This is a genomic window from Nocardia anocheti, from assembly GCF_029675105.1.
In the GTDB taxonomy this organism is placed as follows: Bacteria; Actinomycetota; Actinomycetes; order Mycobacteriales; family Mycobacteriaceae; genus Nocardia.
In genome coordinates this window covers 90,096-102,949 of the sequence record NZ_JAQQFV010000009.1, presented here as the reverse complement: position 1 = coordinate 102,949, position 12,854 = coordinate 90,096, and the positions used below count along the sequence as shown (strand labels likewise).

10 protein-coding genes are annotated in these 12,854 nt (G+C 68.4%); 7 read left to right on the top strand and 3 right to left on the bottom strand.

Going from position 1 to position 12,854, the window contains the following annotated elements:
• The first annotated feature begins 37 nt into the window (after positions 1-37).
• From QC180_RS23410 to QC180_RS23390, 5 genes are all read left to right on the top strand, one after another.
• Positions 38-361, top strand: coding sequence for a WXG100 family type VII secretion target (locus tag QC180_RS23410; RefSeq protein ID WP_278264950.1), 324 nt, complete (start codon positions 38-40; stop codon positions 359-361).
• A 36-nt stretch (positions 362-397) separates the two neighbouring features.
• Positions 398-697, top strand: coding sequence for a WXG100 family type VII secretion target (locus tag QC180_RS23405; RefSeq protein ID WP_278264949.1), 300 nt, complete (start codon positions 398-400; stop codon positions 695-697).
• A 618-nt stretch (positions 698-1,315) separates the two neighbouring features.
• Positions 1,316-1,708 (top strand): hypothetical protein, encoded by a 393-nt coding sequence (locus QC180_RS23400; protein WP_278264948.1) that lies wholly within the window; start codon positions 1,316-1,318, stop codon positions 1,706-1,708.
• A gap of 162 nt (positions 1,709-1,870) precedes the next feature.
• Positions 1,871-2,167, top strand: a complete 297-nt coding sequence (locus QC180_RS23395) for a helix-turn-helix domain-containing protein (protein ID WP_278264947.1) — start codon at positions 1,871-1,873, stop codon at positions 2,165-2,167.
• Between the two features lie 78 nt (positions 2,168-2,245).
• Positions 2,246-2,518 carry a helix-turn-helix domain-containing protein gene (locus QC180_RS23390; protein ID WP_278264946.1) on the top strand — a complete coding sequence of 91 codons (273 nt, stop codon included), beginning with the start codon at positions 2,246-2,248 and terminating at the stop codon, positions 2,516-2,518.
• 9 nt (positions 2,519-2,527) lie between these two features.
• Here the strand turns inward: QC180_RS23390 and QC180_RS23385 are convergent, their stop codons facing one another.
• Positions 2,528-3,970, bottom strand: coding sequence for a type VII secretion-associated protein (locus QC180_RS23385; RefSeq protein ID WP_278264945.1), 1,443 nt, complete (start codon positions 3,968-3,970; stop codon positions 2,528-2,530).
• A complete protein-coding gene (eccCa, locus tag QC180_RS23380; protein WP_278264944.1) occupies positions 3,967-8,004 on the bottom strand; it encodes a type VII secretion protein EccCa in 4,038 nt (1,345 codons plus the stop codon). Before eccCa ends, QC180_RS23385 begins: the two co-directional genes overlap by 4 nt.
• 210 nt (positions 8,005-8,214) lie before the next feature.
• On the opposite strand from eccCa, the gene eccD reads away from it, so the two are divergent.
• Positions 8,215-9,657 (top strand): type VII secretion integral membrane protein EccD, encoded by a 1,443-nt coding sequence (gene eccD / locus QC180_RS23375; RefSeq protein ID WP_278264943.1) that lies wholly within the window; start codon positions 8,215-8,217, stop codon positions 9,655-9,657.
• A complete protein-coding gene (gene mycP / locus QC180_RS23370; protein ID WP_278264942.1) occupies positions 9,654-11,066 on the top strand; it encodes a type VII secretion-associated serine protease mycosin in 1,413 nt (470 codons plus the stop codon). Before eccD ends, mycP begins: the two co-directional genes overlap by 4 nt.
• A 196-nt stretch (positions 11,067-11,262) precedes the next feature.
• Here mycP and eccB read toward each other — a convergent pair whose 3' ends face one another.
• Positions 11,263-12,741: a type VII secretion protein EccB gene (eccB, locus tag QC180_RS23365; RefSeq protein ID WP_278264941.1), complete on the bottom strand. Its 1,479-nt coding sequence runs from the start codon at positions 12,739-12,741 to the stop codon at positions 11,263-11,265.
• Positions 12,742-12,854: the final 113 nt, after the last annotated feature.

Sequence of the window (12,854 nt, the reverse complement as noted above, 5' to 3'; positions counted from 1 at the left end):
CCAGACGATCAGCAGGTCGAACCTGAAAGGAACCACCATGGCAGGACAGCTCTCCGCCGACCACACACAGATCGCCGACTTCGCGAAGGACATCGAGAAGCGGCACAGCGACCTGATCCTCGCGATCCGGGCCCTCAAGCAGAAGGAGGACACCACCACCGCGACCTGGAGTGGCGCCGCGCGTATCGCCTTCGACTCGTTCATGGAGCGGTACTACTACCAGGCCGACAAGCTCAACGACAAGCTGCTGGAGACCTCGGAGAAGTTGGTCAAGGCAGGGTCGGACTACGAGGCGAAGGATACCGAGTTCGCGGATCGAGTGAAGAACTCGGTGTCCAGCCTCGACCTCCCCGCTCTCTGATTCGTACACAACCGCAACTCTTTACAAGGAGCTCAGATGGCCACCGATCCCTCACGGATTTCCGCGAATTTCGGCGAAGTCGAGTCCGGCGCCGCTGGCATCATCTCGGAAGCCCGCAACGTCATGACCATGTTGGAGGACTTCCACAAGACAGTCACAGACTTCGTGACCAACAACTGGCAGGGTGACGCGAACGACGCGTTCGCGCAGATGCAGGGCCAGTGGAACACCCACGTCCAGCAGCTGAACACCACCCTCGAGGGTGCCGGTCAGCTCGTCAGCTCCGGTAACTCGGACCTGCAGGGCACCGATACCGCGCTCGCGGGTCTGTTCTGATCCCAGCGGTACTCCAGTCAGGCCCCGGCTGAGCCGGGGCCTGACTTGTTTTCTGGGTGGATCGGGGGGCGTGACGATGTGCTTCGGCCCGTTTGTGTCGGATTGCGGTGGCATACTGGCGAATTGAAGTCGGGCGGTGCTATCGGCGAGGGGGTTCGAGTGGGGACGGCTGGGCAGCGATTGTTGGGGGCGGTGGGGACTGTCGGGGTGGCGGCGGCGGTGAATGCTGGGACGTGGGTGGTCACCGACCATCGGAGTGTTGCGTGGTGGGTGTCGGGGGCGGTGTTGCTGGCGGTGGGGGTGCTCGTGCAGTGGTGGTTGCCGGCTGGGGGTGGGGGTTCGCGGCGGAGTTCGCAGGTGGTGGAGGACGTGCGGGTCGGGGGTGGGGTGCGGCTCAGCAGTGCTGGGGCGAGTGATCAGGTGGTGAGGCGGGCGCGGGTTCGGGGCGATGTGGTTCACGAGTCCGGTGACGCCTAGATGTTCGGCCGGGGATCGCGGACGTCGATCGAGAACTCGCACGTCGGGGGCAGTGTCAACCACACCCATGTCCACAATGTTCATCATCACTACGGCGCGCGGCGTGGCGGTTACCGTCGGCCGAGTCGGCGGCGTTCACGGATGCCGTCGACGCAGGTGCTCAGCTGGCTGTTGGTGATCGGCTGCGTGGGTGCGGTGGTACTCCATGCCTGGCTGGCCGGACAGGTCGACCCGGCCGCGGCAGCGCCGAGCGCCACCATTCATGCCTGGACGCACACTCCCAGTGCGCTCTCGCAGCAGATTCTGCTCGGTGGCTGTGCCGCAGCACTTCTCGTAGTCGCGGCTCTCACACACGGGTTCTCGGACACCGGTGGGTGGCGACTGGGGCTCTACGTGGTCACCGTCGTCGTGTCGGTGATCGCGCTGGCACCGGTGGTGGTGGCTCTGGCGCTGTTGGGGATCACGATCGTCATCGGTCTGATGGCGCCTATCATCGCCGTCGCGGTTGCGGTGTCGGCGCTGAAGCGTCGCTGACCGCTGGACACGACGAAGTCGGCGGGGTGCCACCGACCCGTTGGCGTAGGCCGGGAGCATGTTCGCTGGCCCCTTGCGCGCCCGGGTGACGAAGACGATCGCTCGATACGGGTCCACGCGAGAGCGAATGCCATCTATAGATGGTCGACGTGGGCGTCGGAAGTGGCGAATCTCGGTGGCGTGCCAGAATCCGCCGTCGAGAAGGAGCTCGTGGCGATTTTGGGGCAGCATTTGGCGGCGCTGCGCACCGCCAGGGGGCTGACGCAGGAAGAAGTCGCGCTGGCGGCGGGGATCAGTCGGCAGCATTATCAGTTGCTCGAGATCGGGTTGCGGGCTCGTAACCCGAAGAAGCCTGCGAATCCGACGTTTTCGACGCTGGTCGCGTTGAGCGAGGTGCTGGGGACGCCGCTGCCGATTCTCCTCGATGAGGTATTCAGTCGGGCGGGATCTGACGCATAGCCGCCATAACACAGCGGTGCGCGTGATGCCATCTATAGATGGTCGACGTGGGCGGAGCGTCTGGGAAGCCTCATTGAGGTGTCCGAATCCGCCGTCGAGAAGCAGCTCGTGGCGATTCTGGGACAGCGGCTGGCCACCCTTCGTGAGGCCAGGGGTCTCAGTCAGGAAGAGGTCGCGCACGCCGCGGGGATCAGCCGTCAGCACTACCAGCTGCTGGAGCACGGCTGGGGGGTTCGCAGCACGAAGGCCCCAGCGAACCCGCGTCTGTCGACACTGATTGCCCTGAGCAAGGTGTTGGGCACGACGGTGCCCGATCTCGTGGACGAGATGTTCGGGCGCACCGCCAGCTGAGGCGGCGTCCTACAACCCCACCCGCACACCGCTCACGACCTGTTCGCAGGCGGATCGGACGGCCTCCCACCCGTTTTCGGCGTATTGGCAGCCGACGCTGACCTGGACGCCTCGGTCGACGATGACCTGCCAGCGGACCGTGGAGCCGTCGGCGGGGCGTTCCTCGTAGGACAGGCCGGGGCGTCCGGCGAAGACCACGTCGCGGCGGACTTCGGTGACGGTGCCCGCGGGCTTCTTCTTGATCTGGGCGTCGAGGTCGGCGGCGATCTCGTCGTAGCCCGCGCCCGCGTTGACCGGTTTCTGGGCGACGGTGATGCGGCGGCGGGCGCCGTCGTCGGGGACCAGGTCGGCGCGCAGGGCGGGGTCGGCGGCGGCGGAGCGGTGCCAGCCCGCGGGGACGTCGATGACGACGCGGCCGACGGTGACGGTGGTCGGCACCGCTGTGGTCGTCGTGGTCGAGGGCCGGGCGAGGCTGGTGGTCGGTGCGGCGGTGGTGGAGGTGGTCGCGGTGGCGGCCGTGGCCTCCTTGTCGCCGGAGCCGCCGAACAGGAAGAAGCCGCCGACCGCCGCTGCGGCGATGACGACGGCCAGGGCCGCGGCGCCGTAGTAGAGCGGGCGGTTGTCGACCGGGTTGGTGGCGGCGGCACGCTCGCGCAGCGGTTGCATCCACTCGGCGGCGGGCGGGATGGTCGGGGTGTAGGCGGGGCCCTGGGGCGCCGGACGGGACAGGTCGGTGCCGGTCAGTGGGCTGACCGTGGTCTTCGCGCCGCAGACGCTCTCGGCCACGCTGGTGATCGCGGCCAGGACGGTCGGGTCGGTGGTGCCGAAGACCTGGACCACGTCGGCGGGGCGGTCGATGAGCAGTCGGCTGAGCAGGGCCTCGAGCCGGTGCCAGCCGTCCTCGGTGTCGAGTTCGGCGGCCGACAGGGTGGGTTCGGCTTCGACGGCCTCGATGATGGTGCCGTTGGTCTCGTAGCCGACCGCGGTGGCGGTGGTGGAGAGCAGACCGAATTCGATGACCGCGGTGCGGCGGCTGCGGCGGGTCGCGTCGTCGACGTCGGAGGCGCGCACCGCGCAGGACTCGAACACCACCTCGTGCGCGAATTGCTGTGCGACGGAACCGAACAGGTCGAGGGCACGGGTGCCCCAGACCGTCGGGTGGATGACGACGATACGGTCGCACGGGCCCGCGACACCGAGGTTGTCCATGATCGCGCCGAGCACGGCGGTCAGGGCCTGCGCGATGCTCGGCATGCCGGGTGGCATGGCGATACGGTCGGCACCGAGGTACTGGATCGCCGACACCACCTGGGTGGGTGGGGTCAGCGGCTCCCCCACGACGAGATCGGAACCGTTGCTGCCCAACACCACCGACGGTGGACCGTCCCAGTGCGTGGTGGTGCCCCGGGCCCAGACTTTGGCTTCGCTGACGACCAGCTCGACGGTGGTCATTCCGGCTGCGGCATCCAGGCGGTCTGGACCAGGCCCTCGCTGTTGCGCGTGACGTAGGTGCCACGGCCCGGCGGCTTGGGGCCGGGGCGGGTGGTGCCGACCATCACGCCCTCGTCCTTGCTGCAGCTCATGACGAGCGCGGCCGAGCCGAGGTCCTTCATCCGCGCCAGCGTCGCCTCGTACATGGCGCGGCTGGCGCCACCGGAACGGCGGGCGATGATCAGGTGGAAACCGAGGTCGCGCGCGTGCGGGAGGTGTTCGACCAGCGCGGCGACCGGGTTGCCCTGCGAGGTGGCGACCAGATCGTAGTCGTCGACGATCACGTACAGCTCCGGACCGCTCCACCACGACCGCTCACGCAGCTGCTGCGGCGTCACCTCCGGGCCGGGGGTGCGCTTGGCGACGTAGGCGGCCAGGTCATTCATGTTGGTGGTGAATTGCGGTGCGGTGGAACCGTATCCGGCCTGGTAGCCCTCGGGGATCAGGCCGAGCATGGTGCGGCGGTAGTCACCGACGATGAAGCGGGCCTCGTTCGGGGTGTTCGAGGCGGCGATGCCGTCGATGATCGAGCGCAGCAGCGTTGTCTTACCGGACTCGGAGTCACCGATGATGATGAAGTGCGGGCTCTCCGCGAAATCGATGTAGACCGGGGCGAGCTCGGCCTCGTTGATACCGATCGGGATGCGCAGGCACTTGGTGGCCGGGTCGACCCGCGAGGGCCAGTTGCCCGCCAGGTAGAGCAGCTGCTCGCGCGGCAGCTGATCGGGCAACATGCGGACCTGCGGGGCCGGACGGCCCGGGGTCATCCTGGCGATGGTCTCGACCGCGGCGGTGACCGCCTGACCCAGGTTCGACTGATCCGAGGAACCGTCGATGCGGGGCAGACCGGTGAGCATGTGCAGGCACTCGGCGGTCATACCGCGACCGGGGCGACCCTGCGGGACCAGCGAGGCGAACTTGCGGCCCAGGTCGGAGTCCATCGGGTCACCGAGGCGGAGCTCGATGCGGGTGCCGATCTGGTCCTTGAGCGCGGGCCTTGCCTCGGCCCAGCGGTTCAGCGCGATCACCACGTGCACGCCGTAGGACAGACCCTGCACGGCGAGGTTCATGATGGTCTGCTCGAGCGCGTCGAAGTCCTGGCGGATCGAGCCGAAGCCGTCGATCACCAGGAAGACATCGCCGAACGGGTCCTCGTGGGCGCCCGCCGCGGCCGGGCTGGACGCGGGATCGGTGGCGCGCAGCCGACGGAACTCGGTCATCGACTCGATGCCGAGCTGGCGGAACCGGGCCTCGCGGGTGCGGACGATGGTGGTCATCTCGGAGACGGTGCGGCGCACCAGGTCTTCGTCGAGACGGCTGGCCACCGAGCCCACGTGCGGCAGACCCTGCAGGCTGGCCAGGGTGCCACCACCGAAGTCGAGGCAGTAGAACTGCACCTGCTCGGCGGTGTGGGTGAGCGACATCGCCATGATCATGGTGCGCAGCGCGGTGGACTTACCCGACTGCGGACCGCCGACCACGGCCACGTTGCCGCGCGAACCCGAGAGGTCGACGACGAACGGGTCGCGGCGCTGATCGTAGGGACGGTCGACGATGCCCATCGGGGCGCGCAGGGTGGACACCGGCAGCACCTCGCCGGTGAGGATCGAGCGCGGGACCAGCTGGTCCAGGGTGGGCGCCTCGTCCAGCGGCGGCAGCCAGATCTCGTGGGCGGGGCGGCCGTGACCGGCGATGCGGGCGACGAGCATGTTCAGGTTCGACATCTGCTCGCCCTCCTCGCTCGTCGGCTCGGGCTCGTAGCTCGACTCCACCGGCACCGGCACCCGGTCGGAGGTGCGGAAGCCGACGTGAGAGGCGTTGAACGGGCGGGCGTTGACATCGATCTCGCCGCCGACGATGCCCGCGCTGGTGACCTCGCGCGCCGATCCACCACCGACGTAGGGACCGGAGACGTAGGACGCCTGGAAGCGCTGGATCTCGCCGGAGTCGGACTTGAGGTAACCGCCACCGGGCGAGCTGGGCAGGTTGTAGGCGTCGGGGACACCGAGGACCTGGCGGGATTCGTTGGCGGAGAAGGTCTTCAGACCGATCCGGTAGGACAGGTGGCTTTCCAGGCCCTTGAGCTTGCCCTCTTCGAGGCGCTGCGAGGCCAGCAGCAGGTGGACCTGCAGCGAGCGGCCCAGACGGCCGATCATCACGAACAGCTCGGCGAAGTCGGGGTGCTGGGTGAGCAGTTCGGAGAACTCGTCGAGCACCACGAACAGCGCGGGCAGCGGGTCGAGGTCGGCGCCCGCCGCGCGGGCCTTCTCGTACTCGGAGACGTTGGCGAAGTTGCCCGCCTGACGCAGGACCTCCTGGCGGCGGTTCATCTCACCGGCCAGGGCGTCCTTCATACGGTCGACGAGGTCGGCCTCGTCCTCGAGGTTGGTGATGACCGCGGCGACGTGCGGGACGCCGTCGAGGCCGAGGAAGGTCGCACCACCCTTGAAGTCGACCAGGACCAGGTTGAGCTGGTCGGGCGAGTGGGTGGCCAGGAGACTGAGCACCAGGGTGCGCAGGAACTCGGACTTACCGGAACCGGTGGCGCCGATGCACAGGCCGTGCGGGCCCATGCCGTTCTCGGCGGCTTCCTTGATGTCGAGCTCGACCGGGGCGCCGTCGGCACCGAGGCCGAAGGGGACGCGCAGGCGCTCGCGGCCGTAGCGGGGACGCCAGGCGCTGGCCGGGTTGAAGTTGCCGATGTCGCCGAGGTTCATCAGCTGTGCCCAGCTGGAGATCGTCTCGGTTTCCTCGGTCTCGATATCGCTGCTGCGCTGGCTGGCCGCGCGATACGGGGCGAGCCTGCGGGCGGCCTGCTGGGCCTGTTCGGCGCTGACGCGGTCGATGGTGGCGAAGCGTTCCTGGTTGCCGGTGGCGCCGCGGCCGAGGCACTCGCCGTCCTCGACGACCATCTTGATGCCACGCGAAACCGCCAGGCGCGGTGCGTAATTGCACAGGTCGATGATGGTGACGCCCTCGAAGCCGGACTCACGCAGCTGGTCGTCCTCGGCCTCGAGCAGGCCGCCGTCGACCACGATCACCACGTGCACGAGGTTCGGGTTGTTGGGCTGGTTGCGCGAGTAGCGCACGCGGTTGCCCAGCAGCGGGTGCAGGCTGCTCAGGGCCTCGCGGATGGAGCCGTAGAACATGCGCTGGGTGCCGATGCCGTCGGTCACCTCGGGGTGCTGGGTGTGCGGGAGCCACTTGGTCCACTCCCACTCGCGCGCGGTGTCGGGGCCACAGACCACGGCGACGAGTACCTGGTCGGGCGCCTGGAACATGCACAGCTGCAACAACATCGCGCGCGTCATGTCGCGTGCCTGGGCGCGGTCGCCGTCCAGGGCGATGGTGCCGAAGCCCTTCACCGCGATGGCGGTGGGCAGATCGGGGACGGTGGAGTGGGCGCGCACGAAGCGGCGCAGCGACACCGCGGCGATGGGCTCGAGTTCTTCGACCGGGCCGGTCTCGGGGGCGACCAGGCGGGTCGCCAGGCGCTGACCACCCAGGCCGATGCGGGCGTGGCAGAAGTCCTTGTCGCCGGAGCGGCGCTCCCACATGCGGCTGGTGCCCGCGAGCATCCAGATCAGGCCGGGCTCGGGGTGGCTCCACTCGACGGCGGCGCGCTGCTGGGTGGCGGTCTCGTCGACGTCCTTGCGGACCTGGTCGAGGTAGCGCAGGTAGTCCTTGCGGTCCTCGTTGGCCTCGGCGGCCTTGGCGCCCTTGCCGTTGCCCTGGCCGAACATGGTGACCATCGACATGATCATCATCAGCGGGAACATCATCGACATGGGGTTGGACAGCATGCCGCTGCCCTGGGTGAACATCAGCGCCATCATGCCGACCATGCCGACCACCATGACCACGGGCATCAGCTTCATCAGCAGGTTGCCGGGGGTGATCCGGGGGATCTCGGGCGGCGGCTGCAGGGTGACCTCGCCACCGGGCGTGCGCGGCATCTCGCGCCGGGCACGGCGCTGGAACCGAACTGTGCTCATGGTCGAAGACTCCCCCTGCTTGACTACTCGCTGTCTGTCCGCACGACGGGCTCAGTGTAGAGGTAGCGGCCGACATGTCGTATGGTTCGTCAGGCATTCTGCTGTCCGAGCGGTGGGTTCCGCAAACTGTCGACCATCTCCAGTGGTCGAGCGGAAACACGAGGTAGAGACGGAGTTGGGGGAGTTTTGACGCACGCGCGACTCGATCATGTGGATGAAGACTCCGCGCGCGGTATCGTTCGCGCGCCGGACCTCGCCCGGGTGACCATTCTGGCCAAGCACACGCAGGTCGACATGGCTATTCCGGTCGATGTCCCGGTGGCGCTGGTGATTCCGAGCGTGGTCGACATGGTCGCTCAGCACAGCCGATCGAATACGTTCGACAACGAGGGCGAACGCTACGAGCCCGCCGAATGGGTGCTGGCCCGCATCGGTCATCCCCCGTTCTCCAACTCGCTGAGCCTGGGCGAGCAGGGCGTGCGCGACGGCGAACTGCTCATGCTGGAGAGCGCCTCGCACGCCGCGCCCACCCCGCTGTTCGACGACATCATGTACAACGTCGCGATCGCCGACGCCGAGCACTACCGCAGCTGGACGCCGAAGACCGCGCGGATCACCGGTTCGGTGCTGGCCGCGGTCACCATGCTCGTCGGCTGCTTCGGTCTGCTGGCCGCGCCGGACGCGCTGCCCTCCTGGATCACCGGCTCGATCGCGCTGTTCGTCGCCATCCTGTGCGTGGTCGCGGGCACCGTGCTCAGCCGCATGTACGGCGACACCTCCGCCGCGCTGGTCCTCGGCGGCTGCGCGCTGCCGACCGCGTTCACCGGCGGCATGCTGCTGGTCCCCGATCACTACGGCTGGGCGCACCTGCTGCTCGGCGGTGCCCTGCTCGGCGCGACGGCGGTGCTCGCCTGGCGCGTGACCGGTGTGGGCCTGGCCCTGTTCATCGGCACGGCGACCATCTCGGTGTTCATCGTGCCCGCCGCGCTGGTCGGGTTGCTCACCGATCAGCCGGTCAAGGCGGTCGGCGCGGTCGTGGCCGCGCTGGGACTGGCCGCGCTGTCGCTGGCGCCGCGGGTCTCGATGGCGCTGGCGAAGCTGCCGCTGCCGCCGGTCCCCTCCCCCGGCACCCCGATCGACCCGACCGAGGACGATCCCGACGACCACCGCGCCCTGCCCACCCTCGACGCCCTGCGCGCGCGGTCGGAGCGGGCGCGCAACTACCTGGCCGGACTGGTCGGCGCGACCACACTGGTCACCGTCGCCGGTGCGCTGCTGTCCACCGACGCGGGCGCCGACGACCCGTTCTGGCCCGGGATCGCGCTGGCGCTGGTGTGCTCGGTGGTGCTGATGTTCCGCAGCCGCACCTACGCGGGCGCCGAACAGGCCATCGTGCTCATCGCGGGCGGCGCGGCGATCGTGCTGCTCATGCTGGTCGGTGTCTCGGTCGCGATGGAACAGCCGCTGCTGGTTTTCGGCGCGGCCGTGACCATCCTGATCGCCGCCCTGGTGATCGGCCTGATCGTGCCGAACAAGTCGGCTACCCCGCCGATGCGCCGGGCCGCCGAACTGCTGGAATACGCATTCGTCGCCGCGGTGCTGCCGCTGGTGTTCTGGGTCGCTGATCTCTACTCGCTGGTCCGCGGGCTGTGAGGCTGGGCCTTCGGCTGACGGCGGTCGCGCTGGCCGTCGGCCTCAGTGCCGGGGTCGGTCTCTGCGGAACCGCATCGGCCGACCGACCACCCGCGATCAATCCCGCCCTGCGACCCGCAGGCGATCCAGCCGCGCCGCCGGACAAGACCGAGCAGGGTAGCGGCACCAACGGTATGTGCTACCGCACCCAGCCGACCACCGAGGTGGCCGTGCCGACCAGCCAGCGTTCGCTCGATCTGGACCGCGCGTGGGAGTTCTCCCGTGGTGCGGGACAGCTTGTCGCGGTGATCGATACCGGCGTCGCGCCACATCCTCGGCTACCGGATCTGTGGCACGGCGGTGACTATGTCGCAGCGGGCGGGGACGGAACCGACGACTGCGATGTGCACGGCACGGTCGTCGCCGGGATCATCGGTGCGACCAAGATCGACGGCCAGGGTTTCGCGGGGGTCGCGCCGGAATCGCGGATCCTCAGCATCCGCCAGACGAGCTCGCTGTGGCAGGCAGAGGGTGCCGGGCGGACGAAATCACCCGATGACTTTCCCGACGGCTACGGCAAGGTGTCCACGCTGGCCTCGGCCATCGTGCGAGCCGCCGACTTCGGCGCCACCGTGATCAACATCTCGCTGGTCGCCTGCCCTTCCGCGTCACCGGCGAGCGAGCACGTCTACGGAGTACTCGGCGCGGCGCTGCACTACGCGGCCGTCGAGAAGAACGCCGTCATCGTGAGTTCGGCGGGCAACTCCGACAACTGCAAGTCGGGCAATCCGACGCCCGACCCGCTCAAACCGGCACAGGACCTGTGGGAGTCCATCCGGACCTATGTGAGCCCGGCCTGGTTCGACGAGTACGTGCTCTCGGTCGGCTCGGTCGACAACAATGGCGCGCCCTCAGCGTTCACTGTGCCTGGCCCCTGGGTCGGCATCGCCGCCCCCGGTGAAGGCATCACTTCTCTGGACGCGCGCACGACCGGGATCTCCAACGGCAAGTACGACAGCCAGGGCAAGTACCTCGCCTACAGCGGAACGAGTTTTGCCTCGCCGTACGTCGCGGGTGTAGCCGCCCTGGTCCGCGCCCGGTTCCCCGAGCTGTCCGCCAAGCAGGTCATCGAACGGCTCGAGGCCACCGCGCACGCGCCCGCCGAAGGCTGGAACCCCTACATCGGTTACGGGACAGTCGATCCCATCGCCGCCCTGACCAACGAGGTCCCGGCCGAACTGCCACCCAAGCAGTCCTCGCCGCCGCGCAGTGTGCAGCTCGCGGTCCCCGCGCCCGAGCCCGCTCCGGACCACCTGGCCAGGAACGTGGCACTGATCGGCACCGGGGCGATCGCGCTGATCCTCGTCCTCGGTGTGCTGGCGTCCTTCCCGATCCGCCGCAAGTTCGGGATGACCTCGGACGACCTGTAAGACACCAGAACCCGAATCGGGCTGTGCTCCTGTGGGGCACAGCCCGATTCACGTTTCAGCGGCGCCGAGGTTTCGGCACGCCGCTGACGACCGACCCGTCGACCACAAGAGCGGCGGAGTTCGCCTCATCCACCGCCGATACGAAAAAGCCCGCAGCCGGTCGGGTGACCGGCTGCGGGCTGTCCCCCGACAGGATTCAGTTGACCTGGGCGACAGGCTTTTTCGCGGGTGACGGGTCGGGGGCGATGCCGTCGTGGGCGACCATGGCGTCTTCGCGGCCGAGGCTGGGGCCACCGGCCAGTAGGCCGATGATGGGCCAGGGGGCCGGTTCGGCGGTGACGTTCTCCAGGCCGAGGGCCTTGACCGCGTCGGTGTTCTTGATGCCGAAGCGGACGCCGGTGTCGGCGATGTAGAACAGGCTGTCCTTGCGGCGGCTGTCCGGTTCGATGCCGGTGGCCTGCACGTAGGCGCCGGAGGCGGGCGGGATGTAGACGGAGTCGGCGTTGGGACCGGCGCCGTCGGCCTGGGCGAGGTCGACGAGCTTGGCCTTGTCCGGGATCGGCAGGTCGATGCCGGTGAGCAGGGAGAGCTCGGCGCGGGCGGTGCCGTCGGCATTGTCGGTGGCACCGGCGATCGGCTTCCAGGACATGCAGCTGACGGGCTTGTCCTTGTCGGCGATCAGGGTCGGCCGGTCGACCGGGTAGTTGTGCACCTTCAACGTGTTCGACGTCGGCGCGTAGGTGCGATCGGTCGACTGGATGGTGGTGCCGTTCATGATCGTCGGATAGAAGTTGCGGATGATCTGCGCGGTCAGCGCCGAGATCGGCTGCAACCCGTCCTGGAGCACCACGTAGTTCTGGTTGGACTCGTTGAAGACCTGCACGACGTCACCGATCCGGTGGCCGCTCACGTTGTAAGTCGGTGTGCCGCCGGGGTTGTCGATGGTCGGGGTGATGATCGGCAGCACCTCGGGGATGGCGTTGAGCAGACCCTCGCTGATGGTGCGCGGGGTCGCGCCGCTGATACCGAGCGCCTGCACGACGGGCGCGTCGTCCATCTTCACCCGCGCACGCTTGTTGTCGTAGACCAGGTAGACCGCGTCCTTGCCCTTGACCAGCATCGCCTTGCCCGCCTCCAGCTCGGACGCCTTCGCGCCCAGATCCGGCGAACCGGCGAGCACAGAGGTGGTCAGGTCGGCACTACCGTCGGCCTTGAGCCGATCGCACACCGTCCACGTCCGACCCTTGCCGTCCTTATCGTAGAGGATCGACGACGGCGCCCCGGGAATACCGATGAGCTGACCGCGCGGCTTCTTGCTCAGCTCGGATTCCTTGACCACCGCCGCCTTCGACGCCTCACCGGCGGCCAGGCGGGCCGAGGCGAGGTTGAGCGCGGGGTGCACGACATTGTCGATGACCACGTAGACGCCGCCGGATTCCTTGGCGATCAGGATCTTGTTGTCGCCGATCTTGTCCTGGGGCTTGAGCAGCGCGAGCACGCCACAACCGGCCAGCACGACGATGCCGAGCACCAATCCGACCACGTAGGCACGGGTCTGGGCGCGCATCGGATCGTGCAGCATGCGCACGTCCCGGCGCACCAGGGCGTGCTCCATCCGCCGCACCAGGAAGCGGTAACCGCTGACCTGCCAGCGCGTTGTGGGTTTTGAAGGCATGGTTCCTCCCCCGAACAGTGCTCTCGTCCGGGCAACACAGTACAGTTCCCCGCAGCACTTGTTCGCATTCGGCCATCGGCCGATCGACAATCGGGTACCTGGGGGAGGAACGA